This is a genomic window from Ensifer sp. 4252 (genome assembly GCF_050434565.1).
Lineage (GTDB): Bacteria > Pseudomonadota > Alphaproteobacteria > Rhizobiales > Rhizobiaceae > Ensifer.
On sequence record NZ_JBNDIU010000038.1, the window covers coordinates 1 to 18,759 of the forward strand.

Annotated in this window: 24 protein-coding genes; 17 read left to right on the forward strand and 7 right to left on the reverse strand. The window is 62.6% G+C overall.

All coding sequences use genetic code 11. The annotated features are described in order from the left end of the window. Positions 1-190 precede the first annotated feature (190 nt). Complete coding sequence (locus ABIE33_RS33820; RefSeq protein ID WP_429133206.1) at positions 191-778, reverse strand: TetR/AcrR family transcriptional regulator; 588 nt, start codon at positions 776-778, stop codon at positions 191-193. 113 nt (positions 779-891) lie between these two features. On the opposite strand from ABIE33_RS33820, the gene ABIE33_RS33825 reads away from it, so the two are divergent. The 7 genes from ABIE33_RS33825 (at position 892) to ABIE33_RS33855 (ending at position 5,792) form a co-directional block, all read left to right on the forward strand. Then, positions 892-1,947 carry an NAD-dependent epimerase/dehydratase family protein gene (locus ABIE33_RS33825; protein ID WP_429133209.1) on the forward strand — a complete coding sequence of 352 codons (1,056 nt, stop codon included), beginning with the start codon at positions 892-894 and terminating at the stop codon, positions 1,945-1,947. Positions 1,948-2,023: 76 nt separating this feature from the next. Then, positions 2,024-2,428 carry a nuclear transport factor 2 family protein gene (locus ABIE33_RS33830; protein WP_429133212.1) on the forward strand — a complete coding sequence of 135 codons (405 nt, stop codon included), beginning with the start codon at positions 2,024-2,026 and terminating at the stop codon, positions 2,426-2,428. A 184-nt stretch (positions 2,429-2,612) separates the two neighbouring features. Then, the gene (locus ABIE33_RS33835; protein ID WP_429133215.1) at positions 2,613-2,942 is read left to right on the forward strand and encodes an ArsR/SmtB family transcription factor; all 330 of its coding nucleotides are present in this window, start codon (positions 2,613-2,615) and stop codon (positions 2,940-2,942) included. Further along, positions 2,939-3,403: an SRPBCC family protein gene (locus ABIE33_RS33840; RefSeq protein WP_429133218.1), complete on the forward strand. Its 465-nt coding sequence runs from the start codon at positions 2,939-2,941 to the stop codon at positions 3,401-3,403. The genes ABIE33_RS33835 and ABIE33_RS33840 overlap by 4 nt, the downstream gene beginning before the upstream one ends. Positions 3,404-3,617: 214 nt before the next feature. Then, positions 3,618-4,031, forward strand: coding sequence for a GFA family protein (locus ABIE33_RS33845; RefSeq protein WP_429133221.1), 414 nt, complete (start codon positions 3,618-3,620; stop codon positions 4,029-4,031). A gap of 140 nt (positions 4,032-4,171) precedes the next feature. Continuing rightward, positions 4,172-4,747, forward strand: coding sequence for a 2'-5' RNA ligase family protein (locus ABIE33_RS33850; RefSeq protein ID WP_429133224.1), 576 nt, complete (start codon positions 4,172-4,174; stop codon positions 4,745-4,747). A gap of 133 nt (positions 4,748-4,880) precedes the next feature. Continuing rightward, a complete protein-coding gene (locus tag ABIE33_RS33855; protein ID WP_429133225.1) occupies positions 4,881-5,792 on the forward strand; it encodes an alpha/beta fold hydrolase in 912 nt (303 codons plus the stop codon). A gap of 113 nt (positions 5,793-5,905) precedes the next feature. Here ABIE33_RS33855 and ABIE33_RS33860 read toward each other — a convergent pair whose 3' ends face one another. Further along, a complete protein-coding gene (locus ABIE33_RS33860; protein WP_429133227.1) occupies positions 5,906-6,532 on the reverse strand; it encodes a glutathione S-transferase family protein in 627 nt (208 codons plus the stop codon). A 169-nt stretch (positions 6,533-6,701) separates the two neighbouring features. Here ABIE33_RS33860 and ABIE33_RS33865 point away from each other — a divergent pair, with 169 nt between their 5' ends. Next, positions 6,702-7,763, forward strand: coding sequence for a succinylglutamate desuccinylase/aspartoacylase family protein (locus ABIE33_RS33865; RefSeq protein WP_429133229.1), 1,062 nt, complete (start codon positions 6,702-6,704; stop codon positions 7,761-7,763). Between the two features lie 54 nt (positions 7,764-7,817). On the opposite strand, the gene ABIE33_RS33870 is transcribed toward ABIE33_RS33865, so the two are convergent. Next, positions 7,818-8,291, reverse strand: coding sequence for an Lrp/AsnC family transcriptional regulator (locus ABIE33_RS33870; protein WP_429133231.1), 474 nt, complete (start codon positions 8,289-8,291; stop codon positions 7,818-7,820). Positions 8,292-8,517: 226 nt separating this feature from the next. Here ABIE33_RS33870 and ABIE33_RS33875 point away from each other — a divergent pair, with 226 nt between their 5' ends. From ABIE33_RS33875 to ybaK, 4 genes are all read left to right on the forward strand, one after another. Continuing rightward, a complete protein-coding gene (locus ABIE33_RS33875; RefSeq protein ID WP_429133233.1) occupies positions 8,518-9,687 on the forward strand; it encodes an amino acid aminotransferase in 1,170 nt (389 codons plus the stop codon). 29 nt (positions 9,688-9,716) lie between these two features. Beyond that, positions 9,717-10,337 carry a YitT family protein gene (locus tag ABIE33_RS33880; protein WP_429133235.1) on the forward strand — a complete coding sequence of 207 codons (621 nt, stop codon included), beginning with the start codon at positions 9,717-9,719 and terminating at the stop codon, positions 10,335-10,337. Between the two features lie 97 nt (positions 10,338-10,434). Continuing rightward, on the forward strand, positions 10,435-10,794 hold the full coding sequence (locus ABIE33_RS33885; RefSeq protein WP_429133237.1) for an ArsC family reductase: 360 nt from the start codon (positions 10,435-10,437) through the stop codon (positions 10,792-10,794). Positions 10,795-10,908: 114 nt separating this feature from the next. Beyond that, a complete protein-coding gene (ybaK, locus tag ABIE33_RS33890; protein WP_429133239.1) occupies positions 10,909-11,382 on the forward strand; it encodes a Cys-tRNA(Pro) deacylase in 474 nt (157 codons plus the stop codon). A gap of 48 nt (positions 11,383-11,430) precedes the next feature. On the opposite strand, the gene ABIE33_RS33895 is transcribed toward ybaK, so the two are convergent. Next, positions 11,431-11,886: a MarR family winged helix-turn-helix transcriptional regulator gene (locus tag ABIE33_RS33895; protein WP_429133241.1), complete on the reverse strand. Its 456-nt coding sequence runs from the start codon at positions 11,884-11,886 to the stop codon at positions 11,431-11,433. Between the two features lie 83 nt (positions 11,887-11,969). On the opposite strand from ABIE33_RS33895, the gene ABIE33_RS33900 reads away from it, so the two are divergent. The 4 genes from ABIE33_RS33900 (at position 11,970) to ABIE33_RS33915 (ending at position 15,727) form a co-directional block, all read left to right on the forward strand. Beyond that, positions 11,970-12,644 carry a glutathione S-transferase family protein gene (locus ABIE33_RS33900; protein WP_429133243.1) on the forward strand — a complete coding sequence of 225 codons (675 nt, stop codon included), beginning with the start codon at positions 11,970-11,972 and terminating at the stop codon, positions 12,642-12,644. A 76-nt stretch (positions 12,645-12,720) separates the two neighbouring features. After that, the gene (locus ABIE33_RS33905; protein ID WP_429133245.1) at positions 12,721-13,602 is read left to right on the forward strand and encodes an MBL fold metallo-hydrolase; all 882 of its coding nucleotides are present in this window, start codon (positions 12,721-12,723) and stop codon (positions 13,600-13,602) included. A gap of 80 nt (positions 13,603-13,682) precedes the next feature. Further along, entirely contained in the window at positions 13,683-14,936 is a 1,254-nt protein-coding gene (locus ABIE33_RS33910) for an aminopeptidase (protein ID WP_429133247.1), read from the forward strand. Beyond that, complete coding sequence (locus ABIE33_RS33915) at positions 14,933-15,727, forward strand: pyrroline-5-carboxylate reductase family protein (protein ID WP_429133249.1); 795 nt, start codon at positions 14,933-14,935, stop codon at positions 15,725-15,727. Before ABIE33_RS33910 ends, ABIE33_RS33915 begins: the two co-directional genes overlap by 4 nt. A gap of 91 nt (positions 15,728-15,818) precedes the next feature. Here the strand turns inward: ABIE33_RS33915 and ABIE33_RS33920 are convergent, their stop codons facing one another. Beyond that, positions 15,819-16,697, reverse strand: a complete 879-nt coding sequence (locus ABIE33_RS33920; RefSeq protein WP_429133251.1) for an EamA family transporter — start codon at positions 16,695-16,697, stop codon at positions 15,819-15,821. 110 nt (positions 16,698-16,807) lie between these two features. On the opposite strand from ABIE33_RS33920, the gene ABIE33_RS33925 reads away from it, so the two are divergent. Beyond that, positions 16,808-17,290, forward strand: coding sequence for a MarR family winged helix-turn-helix transcriptional regulator (locus ABIE33_RS33925; RefSeq protein WP_429133253.1), 483 nt, complete (start codon positions 16,808-16,810; stop codon positions 17,288-17,290). Between the two features lie 9 nt (positions 17,291-17,299). Here ABIE33_RS33925 and ABIE33_RS33930 read toward each other — a convergent pair whose 3' ends face one another. Then, positions 17,300-17,890, reverse strand: a complete 591-nt coding sequence (locus tag ABIE33_RS33930) for an NAD(P)H-dependent oxidoreductase (protein ID WP_429133254.1) — start codon at positions 17,888-17,890, stop codon at positions 17,300-17,302. Positions 17,891-18,064: 174 nt separating this feature from the next. After that, complete coding sequence (locus ABIE33_RS33935) at positions 18,065-18,652, reverse strand: chloramphenicol phosphotransferase CPT family protein (protein ID WP_429133256.1); 588 nt, start codon at positions 18,650-18,652, stop codon at positions 18,065-18,067. Between the last annotated feature and the right edge of the window lie 107 nt (positions 18,653-18,759).

The following is an 18,759-nucleotide window of genomic DNA, read 5'->3' on the forward strand; positions in this document are numbered from 1 at the left end:
CCCCCCCCCGCCCCCGCCCCGCCCCCCCCCCCCCCCCCCCCCACCCCCCCCCCCCCCCCCGGCCCCCCCCCCCCCCCCCCCCCCCCCCCCCCCACGACTGCCTGCAATCGACTGACGACAAGAAAGACTTCCGCGCCACCGGCAGCCGGAGTCCGCAAGCCTCAGACAGAAATAGCATGATTGCTTTCGCCTAGCCAGGCGGTGTCACCGCCGCACGCAAGAGCCGCATAAACAGCCTTGTGTCGTCTCCAAGGCCCGGCTCCTCCCCTTGCATTTCCTTGATGCCGCTCATCGCCGCGAGAATTATGCCGGCAAGGCCGGCGGGTTGGGCCTCGACAGCGCCAAGGTCGATTTCCCCCTTGTCCGCAGCCTCGCGCAAAGCCAGCGACAAAAGATCGAGAAGCCGCTCCCGCGTCTCGAGCGTAATATCGGCGGCCAGCGCCATATTGACCTCGAACAGTTCCCTTGCATCCGCACTTCCGCCGAAGGGGGCGATCAGTCCCCGCTGAAAGGTGGCAATCGTCGCTTCAATGCGGTCAAAGACGCTCCCCTGCCCTTTCAGCGCCACCTCGACCTCGGCCATGGTTTGCCGGTGCGCGCGCGCCGAGCCGGCTCGAAACAGGTCTTCCTTGCTGTTGAAGCTCAGATAGAGCGAGGCCCGCGAGATTCCGGCAGCACGCGCAATGTCGGCCATCGTCGCCTTGCGAAAGCCAAAGCGCACGAACACCGGCAACGCGGCATCGAGGATGTGCGTCGTTTTCTGTTCAGTCGATATCATGCAGACACATTGACACTTTGGGCCCATAGTGTCAAGAATACAATTAGACATATAGAGTCCATTTGTCTAATTCGAAAAAGGCCGCCATTCCGGCATGGCCAGAAGGAACCTTGATGCGCATTGCCGAAACAAAGGACCAGGATGACACCGTGCTGGTCACGGGCATTGGCGGTTTCCTCGCGAGCCATGTTGCCTTGCAGCTGCTCAAGCGTGGCTATCGGGTTCGAGGCAGCCTGCGAAACATGGGAAAGCGTGACGTCATCCGAAGCCAACTTGGCGCGCAAGCGCCTGGCGAGTTGCAGCGGCTGAGCCTCGTGCAGGCCGATCTCGATGCAGATGATGGCTGGCGTGAGGCCGTCGAAGGGTGCCGCTATGTCATTCACACGGCATCGCCGTTTCCTCCGGGCTTTCCCGAAAATGAGCAGGCATTGATTGACACGGCGCGCGAAGGCGCGTTGCGTGCCCTCGGCGCCGCACGCCGGGCACGCGTCGAGCGGGTCGTTCTTACCTCGTCGGTTGCCGCCACCAATCACGGCGACGGGCAGGCCCCCTTTACCGAAGAGAACTGGACCGACCCGGAAAGCCCGCGGGCGACGCCTTACTACAAATCCAAGACCCTGACCGAGCGCGCTGCCTGGGCATTCGCGCGCGAGACCGGCCTCGACCTCACCGTCATCAATCCGAGCGTCATCCTTGGTCCGTTGCTCGGGTGCGATTTCGGGACCTCAGTCGGATTGATCTACCATCTGATGACCGGTCGCTTCGAAGGCATCCCGCGCTTCGGCTTTTCGGTCGTGGACGTGCGCGACGTCGCCGATGCTCATATCAGGGCGATGACCAATCCTGATGCCGGCGGCCATCGCTTCATTGTCGGCGGTCGGTTTTTCTGGCTCAAGGAACTGGTGGCCCTCCTTGCCCGCACCTTTCCCGAGCATGCCGCACAACTGCCGGTCGGCGAAGTCCCGGACGAGATCATCAGGACGATGGCATCAACCGATCCCAACGCCCGCACGATCGTTCACGAGCTTAACCGCGACCTGAGCGTGGACGCGTCGAAAGCCAGGCGCCTGCTGAACTGGCACTCACGCCCGGAGGAGGAGTGCATCTGCGCCAGTGCACAAAGCCTCATTGCCTTGGGATTGGCGCCCGTCGTTTCCGTCGGCAGATAAGATCACCCCCTAGCGGCGAACGTTCACGACATATGGAGATCAAACGATCTCTCACCCTTTCAGACGGAGAATACCCATGACGCAAGCAGCAACCGACACCGCAGGACCGATGCATGAGGCCAACGTTCTGCGCGAAACGGAGCGCGCCCGGCTTCGCGCCCTGGTCAGCGCCGATGTCGCACTAGCACGCCAGTTTCACGCTCCCGACTTCCAGTTGATAACACCCATCGGCGTATCCCTTTCAAGAGACGAGTATCTGGGGGCGATTGCGGCCGGCCGGATCAAGTATCTGGCTTGGGAGCCTGCCGATATTGCTGTGCGCCTCTACGAAGGGTCTGCGGTCATCCGCTATCGCGCCCAGCTCGAAGTCGTCTTCGACGGACACAACGTCCCCCTCAGCGAATACTGGCACACCGATGCATTCGAATATCACGACGACCGATGGATGGTCGTCTGGTCGCAGGCAACCTCAATCCGCTAGCGATAGGCGCGGCAGACGCCTTTGTGCTCTTGCGGAATGGCCGTCGAAAAACCCTCAAGGGGCGTGCCGAGGCATGCCCCTTTTGCGTTTCCGATGTCCGCCCGCCACTTCGGTTCACCTCGGTCCCACACCACCAAAAGCAATAGTATTGACTAATCAATCAGTATACACTAATCATTTGATCATGATTGAAGCCGCACCCATTACCGCCATCATGCGCGCCCTTGCGGATCCGACCCGGCGTGCCGTGTTCGAGCGCATCGCCAATGCCGACGAGATCACGGTGGTCGAGCTGACGCGCGGCAGCGGCGTGACGCAGGGCGCCATTTCGCAGCACCTCAAATCGTTGAAGCAGGCGGGACTGGTCATTGAGCGCCCCGAAGGCCGCAACGTCTACTACCGCACTGAGCCCGAGGGCCTCGAGCCGCTTGTCGACTGGATGAGCCATTACGGCGTCTTCTGGCGCGAACGGTTTGCAAACCTCCGCACTCTCTTGAAGGAGATCGATCCATGAATGAAGCAGCGTTGCAGGCCCACACGCAGGACATCGTGGTCGACGAGGTCTTCCCCCATAGCCCGGAGACAATCTGGAAAACGCTGACGAGCGGCGCTTTGATGAGCCGCTGGATGATGGTTCCGACAGGCTTCGAGCCGGTCGAGGGCAATCGTTTCACCTTTCAGACGACGCCGGCCGGCGAATGGGATGGCGTCATCCACTGCCGGGTGCTGGAGGTGCTGCCGAACGAACGTTTCGTCTACGCCTGGAAGGGCGGACACGAGGGCAACGCCGGCTATGGCTCACGGCTGAACACAGTCGTCACCTGGACGCTTTCCAGGGTCGACAATGGAACGCGCCTTCGCCTGGTCCATTCCGGCTTCGTGACGCCAAGGAACGACACTGCTTTCAAGAACATGAGCCAAGGCTGGAAGAAGGTTCTGTCGCAGATCGGCGCCGTCAGCGACGAACAGAGCTGATCGCGTCTCGCAGACTGCGGCGCGGTTTGCACACTGGACAGGCATGACGTCGGATCGTCAGGCGCGCAGATCGGCTCAGATGCCGAGCGCCTGCACCGAGCCGATATTCGCCCTGAGCCGACCCCAAAAAAATTGAGGCAATGGAAGAGAACGGCCGGCGTCGCCGACGGCTGTGGCACGCCTGCTTCCCCGTACCCAACCCAGGAGGAATGAGATGAGCAAGGCCTATATCGGTGGATGCGCCTGCGGCGCGATCCGTTACCAGATCTCAGGAGAACCGATTTTCTCGAACGATTGCCAGTGTCGTGACTGCCAGCGCGAGAGCGGCACCGGGCACGGATCGCACCTGAGCTTCAGGCGAGACGGGGTGAAGCTCGAAGGCAAGGCGACACTTTGGGACATGGTCGCCGATAGCGGCAATGTGAAAACGCGGGCGTTTTGCCCCACCTGCGGGTCACCCGTCTACATGACCTTTGCCGCAATGCCCGACGTCTTCACCGTGCGTGCGGCGAGCCTCGACGACCCGAGCCGCTACAAGCCCGACGCCGTCACCTACGGATCACGCGGCTATTCCTGGGATCAGCTCGATCCGGCGCTGCCGAAGTTCGACAAGATGCCGCCGGCGTAATAGCGCCCGGAGAAAGAGCATCGAAGGTTTTTCGAGGCAGCACCTTGGCGTGCCCTCCCGGCATCCCCATCGCCTGACGATCAAAGAAAAAACGATGTGCGGTGAAGCAACCAATCGACTTGCCGTTGATGGAGGGTCGCATGCCGATCGATCAGTTTTGCCTGGATTTGGGGTCGCCGCCGCCACGACGGCCGGTCGACCTGCTTTATTTTGCCGTGCTTCCTGACACCGCCGCCGCCGAGAAGGCTTTGCGGCTAGCAGCAGACGATCAGAAATGGCACGGAGCCGCAGGCGAAATCTACGATCCCGACCGCCTGCATGTCTCTCTCCAGCGGATGTGGAAGAAACCTGGATTGCCGAACGAGGCCATCCGACACGCCATGCGCATCGGCTCACGCGTCGATGCGGCCTCATTCGACATTCGGTTCGATCGCCTCGTCAGCATCGATCAGGGTCGCCGATACCCCAGGGTATTGACGTGCGGCCACGGAAGCAAATCGCTCAATGATCTGGTTCACCAGCTTTCCGATGGCGAGGTTGCGAAAGGCGAAGTCGTCCCGCACATGACGCTTTACTACGGCGAGCGCTCGGCGCCCTACATGGACCTGCGAACGTCGATCATCTGGACGGCGCTCGACTTTGCCCTGGTCCACACCCGCAAGGGCCTCGGCACATCCGAGGTTCTGCGGCGCTGGCCGCTTTCAAGGCCGACGTGAACCATTGCCGCTGCGGCGTTCGGCATCGCCGAACAGTAAGTCCGCTTTCCGACGGCTAGTTCGAACAGCGCGCGACTGTCATCTTCTCTCCATCGAAAAGCCATTCGGCGACACCGACAAACAGGAGAGACCAATGCTTCGTTCCCTCATTACCGGCGCGGCCGTCGCATTCGCTGCCCCGGCACTCGCCGACGTTCAGCCCTATCCGGCGACGTTTACGACGGAAGATATCGCCACCAACGGCACGACCCTTCACGTCCGCGTCGGCGGCTCCGGACCGACGGTCGTGCTGCTGCACGGCTATGGCGAGACCGGCGACATGTGGGCGCCGCTTGCGGCCGAACTCGTCCGCAACCACCGCGTCATCGTGCCCGATCTCAGGGGCATGGGGCTCTCGGAAAAGCCGGAGACCGGCTATGACAAAAAGACCGAAGCCCAGGATATTGCCGGCGTGCTCGACGCGTTGAAGGCCGACAAGGTCGACGTGGTAGCCCATGACATCGGCAACATGGTCGGTTACGCCTTTGCCGCCCAGTATCCGGCACGAACGACAAAGCTGGTGCTGATGGACGCGCCGCTTCCCGGCGTCGGTCCCTGGGAAGAGATCCTGAAAAACCCGTTGCTGTGGCACTTCCGTTTCGGCGGATCTGATATGGAACGTCTCGTTGCCGGCCGCGAGCGCATCTATCTCGACCGTTTCTGGAACGAATTCTCCGCCGATCCGAAGAAGTGGAACGAGGCGTCGCGCGAACACTACGCCAAGCTCTATGCCCAGCCGGGCGCGATGCGGGCGGGCTTCGCCCAGTTCGCCGCCTTCGACCAGGACGCGATCGACAACCAGGCCTTCCTGAAACAGGGCAAGCTCGGAATGCCCGTCTTGGCCGTCGGTGGCGAGAAATCCTTCGGCCCGACAATGGCAGTCGTGGCCCGCTTTGCCGCCGACAATGTCACCGAGGTGGTCATTCCCGCGTCCGGTCATTGGCTGATGGAGGAACAACCCGAGGCGACGGTGAAGGCGATCCGCGACTTTCTCGATATAGAATGATCCAAGGCCTTTTGAGAAACGGCCTCTGCCGGAGCCGGCGCAAAGACTATGCGCCGGCTCTTGCACATCATGGCCGGCGCGCGGCACGATAGCCCACAAGCCCCGGTTGGGCCTCAGGTCGGAGGGATGAAAGGCTGGCTGATCGCCTGGAACACGGCCAGCGCCTCCAGCTTTTCACTGTGCGCCCGCAAGGCCGGATAGTTGGAAATCGCGATCAGCTCGGGATGGACCTCGCACAGGAAACGCAGCACCACTGCCACGGCGATATCGGCATGGCCGACATGCTCCCCGAACCAGAACTCCGAAGCACCCTCCGACCGGCCGGCCTCCAAGACGCCGAGCGTCGCCTCGATCTGGCTGCGGCAGCGATCGACCCAGAGGGCCGAAACCTCGCCGTGCAGACGCTTCTCGTAGAACAGACTGACGGCCTTGTCGCCGAGCCCGGTTGCGAGCGCCGCAACCTTGAGCGCCCGATGCCGGGCGGGCTCGGACGTTGGAAACATGGCGCGATCGTCGGGAATGAGGCTGTCGAGATAGTCGAGAATGATGTGGCTGTCGATCAACGCGGTGCCATCGTCCAGCACCAGGGTCGGCACACGCGTCAGCGGGTTATAGACGCGAAGCCTGTCCGCATCGCCGAAGGAGGACCAGGGGCGATGCTCGAATTCCATGCCGTAAAGAGTGAGCGCGATGCCGACGCGGCGGACGAAGGGAGAGTCATATTGGCCGATCAGGATCATCTGCGGTTTCCCCTCTGGTGCGAACGCTGCCAGAAAACAACGGTTGAAGGTCAAAAGTCAAAGCCTCACTCCGCCCTCTGGCGCTGTCCGTGCTCCCCGTTTCTAGCCACTTGCGAAGCGTATCGGGAATGCCGATAAGCCTTCGAGATGAGACAAGCGGGGGGAGACCATGGATATCTCGGGAATCACCATCGCCGGCGACACCGCCGGCATCGAATGGCGCCTGCCGGTCTTCCGTTTCAAGGGCAAGAACCCCGACGCGCCGAAGACCTATATTCAGGCGGCATTGCACGCCAACGAATTGCCCGGCACGGCGCTTGCCCATTTCCTCCTGCAGATGCTCGCCGAGGCTGAGAAGAACGGTGCCATTCTCGGAGACATCACCGTCGTGCCGCAGGCAAACCCGATCGGCACCGCCCAATCGCATTTCGGCGAGCTGCAGGGCCGGTTCGACCTCGGTTCGCGCACCAATTTCAACCGCGACTTTCCGTTGATCGCACTCGGCGAGCGCGACAGCCTTCTCGCGGATCTCGATCGCTACTCGGCGACGGATCGCCTGAAACGGCAATTGCTGCACATGGCGCTCGACGCCGAGTTGATGCTCGACCTGCACTGCGATGACGAAGCGCTGCAGTATGCCTATATCGACGACGCCTTCTGGCCGGAAGCGAGCGACCTCGCCTCAGCGCTCGACATGGAAGCGGTGTTTCTTTCCGACGGCGAAAGTTCCGCCTTCGAGGAGGCCGTCGCCTATGCCTGGAAGTATGAGACGGCCGAGCAGAAGACGAAGCAACTGCCCGGGCGGCTTTCCGTCACTGTCGAGCTTCGCGGCACACGCGACGTCTACCCTGATATGGCCCGCAAGGACGCCGAAGGCGTGTTGCGCTTCCTCGTTGCACGCGGCGTCGTCGCCGGGGACAGGACAGCACTTCCCGCATTCGACGGCATCGTCGCGCCACTCGACAACATTGAGATGATCCGCGCGCCGGAATCCGGCGCCATTCTCTTCCACCGCGATATCGGCGAGAAGGTGAAGGCCGGCGATCTGCTCGCGACGATCCTTAACCGTCCCGGCCAGCCAGGCGGCGCCATCGAAGTCCGCGCACCGCAGGATGGGCTGATCGTTACCCGGGTATCGACAAGGCTCGCCCGCCGCCGCTCGGACCTGATGAAGATCGCCTGCTCAGGCGTCTCCAGCGCCGCACGCAAGCCCGGCCCGCTGGAAGCCTGACGGAAATACCGGACCGGTGTGCTCATCCGGAACGCCCGCCGGGCGTTCCGGCCTTCACGGCGCCATCGTCGCGGTCATCTTCGGGCTATCGAGAAGGATGGTCGAGCGCAGCGTCTTGATCTCCGCGATCTGCTCGAACTCGCTCCACAGCAGACGCTTGTAGTCGGCGACATCGCGCACCGCGATCTTCAGCAAAAAGTCGAAATCGCCCGCAACCGTGTGGCACTCCACCACCTCGGGCATGCGCGATACCAGTTCGATGAAGCGCTGCCCGACCTTGCTTGCGGTCCGCTCCAGCGTTACCTCGAGAAAGGCCTGGAAGCCGACCCCCGCCGCCTTCGGGTCGATCACGACCGTTTGCCGGATAACACCTGCCGAATAGAGCCGCGCCAGCCGGCGTGAAAGCGGCGCAGGCGACAGCCCGACCCTTGCCGCAAGCTCATTGTTACTTCGCGTCGCGTCCTCGACCAGCAGCCGAATGATCCGCCTGTCGATCGCATCGAGTTTGGTCGCACCGCGCTCAGCCATGGCCAGCCTCCGCCACATTTTCCGGCATCTGCGCAAATCGGCAAAAGAAATGCGTCAGATCACGCAATTCGATCTATGCGAATATTGTCTCCGTGGCAAATCCGGCATCGATTTTGCGCTGCCGGTGACTTAAAGAAGAAGCCTGTCGAGGGCCAGAGGGCGGTTCTCGGCACGACCTTCGCGACCGCCCATCGCTACTCTGTCACTGCCAAGGGGGAATTCCGGCATGTTCGACGCTCTGACCCGCCAACCCGACGATCCGTTGCTGGCCCTGATCGGGCTCTATCGCAAGGACGAGCGCCCCGGAAAAGTCGATCTCGGCGTCGGCGTCTACCGTGACGAAACCGGCCACACGCCGATCTTCCGCGCGGTCAAGGAAGCGGAAAAGCGGCTGCTCGCAACGCAGGACAGCAAGGCCTATGTCGGCCCCGAGGGCGATCTCGTCTTCGTCGATCATCTCTGGACGCTGGTCGGCGGTGACACGGTCAACCGCAGCCATCTTGCCGGCGTGCAGACGCCCGGCGGCTCCGGCGCGCTCCGTCTTGCGGCCGACCTCATCCGCCAGATGGGCGGCAAGCGCATCTGGATCGGCCTGCCGAGCTGGCCGAACCATGCCAGCATCTTCAAGGCTGCGGGCGTTGAGACAGTCGGCTATCCGTTCTTCGACATCCCGTCCCAGACCGTTCTCGTCGACAACCTAATGAGCGCGCTCGAAGGCGCTTCGGCCGGCGACGCCGTGCTGCTGCATGCCGGCTGCCACAACCCGACGGGCGGCGTGATTACCGACGTACAATGGCTGGAGTTCGCCGCCGTTGTCGCCGAGCGCGGCTTGCTGCCGGTCATCGACCTTGCCTATCAAGGTTTCGGTCGCGGGCTGGACGAGGATGTCGTGGGCCTTCGCCACCTTATCGGCATCGTCCCGGAAACCCTCATCGCCGTCTCCTGCTCGAAGTCGTTCGGGCTCTACCGCGAACGCACCGGCGCCATCTTTGCCGTGACCGCCTCGTCCTCGTCGGCCGATACGGTCCGCTCCAACCTCGCCGGCCTGGCACGCACCAGCTACTCGATGCCGCCGGACCATGGTGCCGCGATCGTGCGCACCATCCTGTCGGATGCGGAACTGGCGCGCGACTGGCGAGAAGAGCTCGAAACCATGCGTCTGCGCATATCGGGCATTCGCCACTCGCTTTCCGAAGGCTTGCGGGACCGCTGGCAGGCACTCGGCGCCATCGCCGGCCAGGAGGGCATGTTCTCGCTGCTGCCGCTTTCGGAAGCGGATGTCATGCGGCTCAGGAACGAACACGGCATCTACATGCCGGGCTCCGGCCGCATCAACATTGCCGGACTGAAGACGGCCGAGGTCGAGGACGTCATTGGCAAGTTCAAGAACCTCTAAGGACTGAAAAGACTGTGAAGGCCGAGCGAATGATCGACGCAACCGAAGAGCCCGCCGAGCGCCACCGCCTCTATGAGGATGCACTGGCGATCCTGACAGGCACGCTGATCATGTCGCTCGGCGTCATCATCTACAGCAAGGCGATGTTGCTGACCGGCAGCACCTCCGGTCTAGCACTGCTCCTGCAGTATGCGACCGGTGCGCAATTCTGGCTGGTGTTCTCGCTGATCAATCTGCCGTTCTATGTTCTTGCGATCAAACGGCTCGGCTGGATGTTTGCGCTGCGCACCTTTCTTGCGGTCACCCTGGTGGCGCTGTTTTCGAAATTGACGGCGGGATGGGTGGAATTCGCCAGGCTGGACCCGATCTACGCGACCATCGTCGGCGGCGGGTTGATGGGCACCGGCCTTCTGATCCTCTTTCGCCATCGCACCGGGCTCGGCGGCATCAACATTCTGGCGATCTATCTGCAGGAGAAGTTCGGCATCCGCGCCGGCTATTTCCAGCTTGCCGTGGATCTCGCGATCCTTGCAGCCGCCTTCTTCGTGCTGCCGCCGGACAATCTGGTTCTCTCGGTGGTGGGTGCTGCCGTCGTCAACATGACGCTCGCCATCAACCACAAGCCCGGCCGCTACGCCGGCGTGACCTGAGACATCGGCGAGAGTCAGGATCTAGGTCTTCCCTCTCCTTGAGAGGGAGGCTATCACTCCCAGCGCGAATTTGCCGAAAGGCAGGAAGGGTATGGGGATGACGGTCACGATTTACGGCATCAAGAACTGCGACACGATGAAAAAGGCGCGCACCTGGCTCGATAGCCAGGGCATCGCCTATCGCTTCCACGACTACAAGGCCGAAGGGATCGACCGCGCCCATCTCGATCGCTGGTGCAAAGAGGCAGGCTGGGAGATCGTGCTCAACCGCGCCGGCACCACCTTCCGCAACCTGCCCGATGCCGACAAACAGAACCTCGATACCGACAAGGCGATCGCGCTGATGCTGGCGCAACCCTCGATGATCAAGCGCCCGGTGCTCGAAGCCAACGGCAGTCTGCTGATCGGCTTCAAACCGGACCTTTACCAAGCCCTGTTCGACAAGGCGAACGCCTGACGTCCGCTGCATAACTCCTTAAATCGGAATCGATTTAGAGAGTTATGCAGCAAACTTATAATGACAGCGTCCTTGGCGCGCCATACTCGGCGCGCGGCGCTGTAGAGAGGCATAATGTCCAAGACCACCCGTGCGACGCAGGCGCTTGCCAAGGCCGGTGTTTCCTTCACCGTCCACACTTACGACTACGATCCGACCGCCGAGCGCGTCGGCCTGCAGGCGGCAGAAGCGCTCGGCGAGGATCCGAGCCGGGTGCTGAAGACACTGATGGCCGAGGTCGACGGCAAGCCGGTCTGCTGCGTGGTGCCGTCCGATCGCGAAGTCAGCATGAAGAAACTGGCCGCGGCCTTCGGCGGCAAGTCGGCGGCGATGATGAAGCCGGCCGATGCCGAACGTCTGACCGGGTATCATGTCGGCGGCATCAGCCCGTTCGGCCAGAAGAAGCTGGTGCCGACCGCTATCGAGGAGGCCGCCCTTTCCGAGGTGCAGGTCTATATCAACGGTGGCCAGCGCGGGCTTCAGGTGCGGTTGGCACCCGGCGACGCGAAGGCGGCACTAAAGGCCGTGGCGGCGCCGCTGATCGCCTGACGCCGACATGAACGTTCCCTCTTGGACATTCCAAAAGCGTTCTGAGACCTAGCGAAGCCTTGCGAGCAGGCCGGCCAGTTGCTGCGCGTCGTCCGTACTCAGTTTCGCGCCGACATGGGTTTCGATCGAGCCGGAATAGACCTCCCACATACGCTCGCGCATCGCGCGCCCCTTATCGGTGACGACCACCCAACGACCGCGCCCGTCGGCGTCAAAAGTCGCGCGCCGGACCAGCCCTTCCCGTTCAAGCCGGTCGATCAAACGCGAGAGATTGTATTGGGCAAGCAAGATGCGGGACTCGATTTCGAAGGGACGCAGCTTGCCGTCCTCCGCCTGCACCAACTCCCAGAGCACATCATACCAGCCGAGCGGCGGCAGACCGGCCCTCTTGAAATCCGCCTCGATCGCCGAAAGCATGCGCCGCTGTGCGCGCATGAGGCCGATCCAGGCCTGCGTGGCAACCGACGTCGGCCGCAGCTCTGCGGACTTCGAAATATCGCTCATAGATGCAATTACATCGATCTTGAAAGTGTTGGCAAGCGCACATACATGCAAATGCATCTATCTTAACTACCCAGGAGATCACCATGAGCAGTGCCCTCACCCTGATCAGCCATCATCTCTGCCCCTATGTGCAGCGTGCTGCGATCGCGCTTGGCGAAAAAGGCGTCGCCTTCGATCGCGTCAACATCGATCTGGCCGCCAAGCCCGACTGGTTCCTGAAAATCTCGCCGCTCGGCAAGGTGCCGCTGCTGCAGATCCCGCAGGCGACCGGCGAAGCCGTGCTGTTCGAAAGCTCGGTGATCTGCGAATACCTGGAGGAAACGCAGGCAGGTGCAAGGCTGCACCCAACCGATGCGTTGGAGCGCGCGCGCCACCGCGGCTGGATGGAATACGGCTCGTCGATCCTATCGGACCTCTGGGGTTTTGAGACCACCGGGGATGCAGACACTTTCGAGCAGAAGCGCCAGGCGGTCGCGGCAAAATTCGCAACGATCGAAATTGTGCTGGGCGACGGTCCCTATTTCGCCGGAACGGATTTCTCGCTGGTGGACGCGGTCTTTGCGCCGGTGTTCCGCTATTTCGACCTGTTCGATACGTTGGTCGACCACGGGATTTTCAACGGCCTTGCCCGCGTTTCTGCCTGGCGGCAGGCCCTGGCGGACCGCCCGAGCGTCAGGAATGCGGTGACTGCTGACTACGGCGAGCGTCTGATGACCTTCCTGAGAGAGCACGACGCCTATCTGCTGCCCGCGCAGTAGAGCATCCTGCCGGCCCTTCTTTTTCAGTGCGCGCCGTCCTAAGACGGGTGCAAACCTTTGGGAGGAGCAAGCCGCCATGCCTGAGACGTCGACCCTGACGATATTGCAGCCCTATCCCGGCATCTTCGCCTATTACGACGGGCGGATTGCCGGGTCCCGGCTGCATTCCGAAGGACCAAACTGGCTGGACGACGGCGCCTATGCGCTGGGCGTCGCTTCCTATGCCATCGTCGATGACGGCGAGGCACTCGTCTACGACACCCACATCTCCGTGGCTCATGCCGAAGCCATTCGCGCCCATCTCGAAGGCCTCGGTGTGACCTCGATCCGCGTCGTGCTCAGCCATTGGCACAAGGACCACGTGGCCGGAAACGCCGTCTTTGCCGATTGCGAGATCATCGCACTGGCGCTGACGGCAGAACGGCTTGCCGAAAACCGCGCGAAGATCGAGACCGCGACGCCGCCGATCCATCCCCTGGTCATGCCCAACCGCCTGTTTGAGGGCAGGCTCGACCTCAAGGTGGGACATCGGAAGGTGGAACTGCATCATTTCGCCATTCACAGTGCCGACGGCAATGTGCTCTGGCTGCCCGATGAAAAGCTGCTGCTGGCCGGGGACACGGTCGAAGACTGCGCCACCTTTATCGCCGAAGCCGAGCACGTCGCCACGCATATCGCCGAACTGAAGCGCCTGCGGGACTGGCCGATCGCCCGCATCCTGCCAAGCCACGGCGATCGCGACCGCATCGCTACGGGCGGCTACGGCGTGGCGTTGATCGATGCGAACCGAAGCTACCTCGAACGCTTGACGGACGCGGTGGCAAATGACCCAATCGGGCCGCTCAAGGACTTCGCTGCAGACGAGATCGCCGCCGGCTCGATCCTCTATTTCGCGCCCTATGAAGAAGTTCACGACAGCAATGTCGCCAGAATGCGCGCAGCGGCCAAGAGCATTTGACGTTTGCAGCCACCAGCCTTCATTTTCGCCGCAAAGCGCACTAAGTCTTCTGACATCGATTTCATAACGACAGGCAGATCATGACCTATCCCGCCAATACCCCCACCCCGATCGATCCAGTGAAACTCGACAAGCTCGCGGAAGTCGCCATCAAGGTCGGCCTGCAGCTGCAGAAAGGCCAGGACCTGGTGATGACGGCGCCGATAGCCGCCATGCCGCTGGTGCGCGACATCACCAAGCACGCCTACAAGGCCGGCGCCGGTCTGGTGACCACCTTCTACTCCGACGAGGAAACGACGCTTTCGCGCTATGCCTATGCGCCGGACGAAAGCTTCGACCGGGCCAGCGACTGGCTCTACGAAGGCATGGCCAAGGCCTTTGCCGGCGGCGCGGCGCGCCTGGCGATCTCCGGCGACAACCCGATGATGCTGGCCGCCCAGGACCCGAGTAAAGTCGCGCGCGCCAACAAGGCCAATTCCATCGCCTACAAACCGGCGCTCGAAAAAATCACGAACTTCGACATCAACTGGAACATCGTCTCCTATCCGAACCCCTCCTGGGCGCGACTGGTGTTCCCGAACGATCCCGAGCCAATCGCGGTGGAGAAGCTGGCCAACGCCATCTTCGCCGCGTCGCGCGTCGATCTCGACGATCCGGTTGCCGCCTGGAACGAGCACAATGCCAATCTGGCGCGACGCTCGGCCTGGTTGAACGGTGAACGCTTCGCCTCGCTGCATTTCACCGGCCCCGGCACCGATCTCGTCGTTGGGCTGGCCGATGGTCATCTGTGGTGTGGCGGCGCGTCGGAAGCGAAGAACGGCATCATCTGCAACCCCAATATCCCGACCGAAGAGGTCTTCACGACGCCGCACGCGCTGCGTGTCGAGGGATATGTCTCCAGCACCAAGCCGCTGTCGCATCAGGGTACGCTGATCGACAACATTCAGGTCCGGTTCGAAGGCGGACGCATCGTCGAGGCGAAGGCTTCGCGCGGCGAGGAAGTGCTGAACAAGGTGCTCGATACCGACGAGGGCGCGCGCAGGCTCGGCGAAGTGGCCCTCGTGCCGCATTCCTCGCCGATCTCGGCAAGCGGCATCCTGTTCTACAACACCCTGTTCGACGAAAACGCCTCGTGCCACATCGCGCTCGGCCAGTGCTACTCGGGCTGCTTCGTCGACGACACGAGCCTGACGCCGGAACAGATCCGTGCCCAGGGCGGCAATTCGAGCCTGATCCACATCGACTGGATGATCGGTTCCGGCCAGGTGGATATCGACGGCGTGCGCGCCGACGGCAGCCGCGTGCCGGTCATGCGTCAGGGCGAATGGGCTTGACGCAGCTCGGCGTCATCGGTGGCGGCGGCTGGCTGGGCAAGGCCCTCCTGCTGCCCGCCCTTGCCGATGGCGTGATCGCGGGGGAGGCGTTGACCGTCTCCTCGCGCAGCGCCGCCGTCCCGGGCTTCGGGCCCTGGCCGGCCGTCCGCCAGACGAAAAGCAACACCCAGCTCGCAGCCGATGCGGATGTGGTGATGCTGTCCGTGCGCCCTCAGGATCTCGACGCCATCGCACTCGATCTCTCGGGCAAGCTGGTCATTTCGGTGATGGCGATGGTTTCGCTTGCCGACCTCGCCGCCCGCTTCAAGGCTCGCCGCATCATCCGGGCGATGCCGAACGCTGCCGCCGAAAAGCGACTCTCCTTCACGCCCTGGCTTGCAAGCCCCGATGCCACGGATGCGGATTGCGCTTTCGCCGAACGTTTCTTCAATGCATCCGGCCAGACACAACGGATCAAGACGGAAGCGGAACTCGATTATTTCACCGCATTGACCGGTTCCGGGCCTGCCTTTCTTGCCGCCTTTGCCGATGCGATGATCAGCGACGCCGTGACAAAAGGCGTCGAGAGAGACATCGCCGAGCGCGCGGTGCGCCAGCTCTTCCTCGGCGGCAGCACCTTGCTGGCAGGCAGCAAGCAGACGCCCGGCGAAATCGTACAGACCTTCCTCGATTACGCCGGCACGACCGCGGCAGGGCTCGAGGCCATGGCCGCGGCCGATATCGGCACGCCGATTGCTCGGGGCCTGACGGCCGCAGCGGCAAGGGCAGCGGCCCGAGCGGGCAGCCGATAGGCCGGCCGCGTTTTTCTCAAGGCCCCGATTTTCGCACGGCAGTATTTCTCTGCTTTGGTCGGGTGAGCCCGCCCAACGCAGGCTCATCCCTTCATGCGCGGGCCGGCCGAGCCCGGGGCGCCAGTTGCGCCCGCTGGCTCAGCCAGACGCTCGCCAAAACGACGAGAATGCCCAGCGCCTGGACCGGCGTCAGACGTTCATCAAGCACGCCCCAGCCGAGCAGGATCGCGACGACCGGGCTCAGGAAGCCGAGCGGCGCCACGGCCGACGGCTCGAGGCGCGACAGCCCCCGGAACCAGAGCAGATAGGTGAAGGCGGCACCGATCAGGCCGAGATAGGCCAGACCCGCGTAGTTCGCCACCGTCAGGGTCGGCAAGGCCGGCTCGAAGAAGAGAGCGACGGGCACCAGCAGCAATCCGCCGGCGGCAAGCTGCCAGGCGGTGAAGGTCAAGGGCGGCACCGGCGGCGCCCAGTGGCGGCTCAGAACCGTGCCGAAGGCCATCGACACGGCACCGGCAAGACCGGCGACGACGCCGAGCGGATCGAGCGTCGCACCCGGTGTCAAGACGAGCAGACCGACGCCGACGATGCCGGCAATGCCGGCGATAATGCTGAGCGCGCGAATCGGCGAGCCGAGAAAGACGCGCGACAACAGGATGACGATCAGCGGCTGGATCGCGCCGACGGTGGCCGCGACACCGCCGGGCAACCGGTACGCGGACACGAACAGCATCGCCCAGAAGAACGAGAAATTGAGGGCACCGAGCAGGAACGTGCGCGGCCACCAGATGCCTGCCGGCAGCTGGCGAACGATGAGCAGAAGCAGGAGCCCCGCCGGCAAGGCGCGCAGCATGGCGACCGTCAAGGGATAGCCCGGCGGCAGCAGTTCGGTTGTGACCAGATAGGTGCTGCCCCAGATGGCTGGTGCCAGCGCGGTCAGGGCGAGGTCGGCGTTGCGATTGGCGTTCATGTCTTTTCCTCAAGTATCTCTACATCAAGATATCTCCGTTATAACCGATATTATCTTGACGTCAAGATATATTCACATTAGGCATTTCGAACGAACGGAAGGAGGCTAGGATGGATCACGTCGACAGGATTCTGGCGCAGTGGCAGCGCGAAAGACCGGATCTGGATGTTTCGGCCATGGGTCTTCTCGGCCGCTTCACGCGGGTGCGCAACCATATCGGACGCGAGATCGAAAAGACCTTCGCCGAGCGCGGATTGACGTCGGCGAGTTTCGACGTACTTGCCGCCCTGCGGCGCTCCGGGCCACCCTTTCAGGTCTCCCCTGGCGACCTGCTGTCAACCACCATGGTCAGTTCCGGCACCATGACCAACCGCATCGACCAGCTGGAAAAGCAGGGGCTTGTCCAGCGGCTCGATAATCCGGATGACCGCCGCGGCGTGATCATTGCGCTGACGCAGGAAGGTCTGGAACGCGTCGACGAGGCTGCGACTGCCCATGTCGCCAACCAACACCGGGTCGTTGCAAGCCTTGCTCCGGACGAGCGCGAAGCGTTCGATGCGCTGCTGCGAAAGCTGCTCGCCACCTTCGAATAAAGCTACCGATCAGATGCGCCCGGTGAGTTGCCGCACGCGCGCAAGGTGACGCTTGCGCTTCTCTTCGGTTGCCCGGTCCATGTCGTGCAGGCTGACCATCCGGAAATCGAGGCCCTTGGCACAAAACGCGGCGATGCCGCGCTTCAACAACCGCCGCACGGGGTTGCCCATATAGAGATACACCACCCACCAGGGCGATCCCGTTGTCGTCAGCGCCCAGAAGAGTTTGATGTTCTTCAGCCGCGGGATGATGCGGCCGCCGGCCGGATCATTGTCGAAGGCGACGCCCGGCACGAAGACCCGATCGAAGAAGCCCTTGAGGATTGCCGGGAAATTGAACCACCATTGCGGAAAGACCAGCACGATCCCGTCCGCCGCCTGCAGCCGGGCGATCAATCCGGACGTCAAGCTGGCATCGTAGTTGTCGCTGAAGTAGCTGCCGCGCTCCGCCTTGCTCAGCCGCGGATCGAAGTCCTCGCGATAGAGGTCGAGCAGATCGACGGAATGGCCACCGGCCACAAGTGCCTGCTGCGCTTCGCGGGTGACGCTGGCGGCAAAGCTGTCTTCAAGCGGGTGGGCAAGCACGAGCAGAATACGCATCCCTTGTTCCTACTGCATAAGACCTGGGGTCGAGATCACAGAGGGAGAAAATGATCTAAACAATCAATTCATTACAACGACATTCTTTCGGGCCACGGCACTACTCACCCGAAACGAATGCAGGTCACTCGAAAATCCGCCAGATCCGTGGGTGTCCGCCAGGCGAGCCCTTGCTTAGTGACCGGAGGAATAGCCCGGTGCTGCGCGCGCTTCCAGAGCGAGCTCTTCGAAAACGGATGGCGACCGGCGCGACGCCCAGGCAGAAATCAGTTGTGCAGTGTTCTCTTCAACAGCCTGTCCTGAACGCAGCTGGAGGTCGTAGCGCTGTCCCTCGTGAATGCGATAGAAATCGTCTGCAGCGCTGCCGATCGGCCGGTCTGCGCGCAGCGTTTCCCGGCGGACGAGTTCCTCAAGCTCACAGTGGAGCGCGACGAAGAAGACATCGAAGGGCTGCAGCATCAATGCCAGGTCAGAGGCCCATTGGGGCTCTTCGAGAATGTGCTCCAGCAGGAGATTGTTGCCGGCCGAGGCATAGGCGACCAGAGACCGATGGAACCCTTCGAAGAAGCGGGCACGGTATTCCTTCCACCGAAAATCACCGCGCCGGAATCGTTCCATCGGCACCATGCCCGAGTCACGAAGATGATCGATCGAGACATGCCAGAACGGCTCGCCGATTTGTGCCTGGACCGCACGCGCCAAAGTCGATTTTCCACTGCTGGAAGCGCCATGAATGAAGATGATCTTGGCTCGTTCGCCCATGTCTGACTTCCGTCCCGCATAGTGAGGTTGCCGGTGGCGTTATGCTGCATCCGTAACAGGGCGATGAAACGCGGGCGTCGTCGATGCCGAAACCGCACGGTCAACCT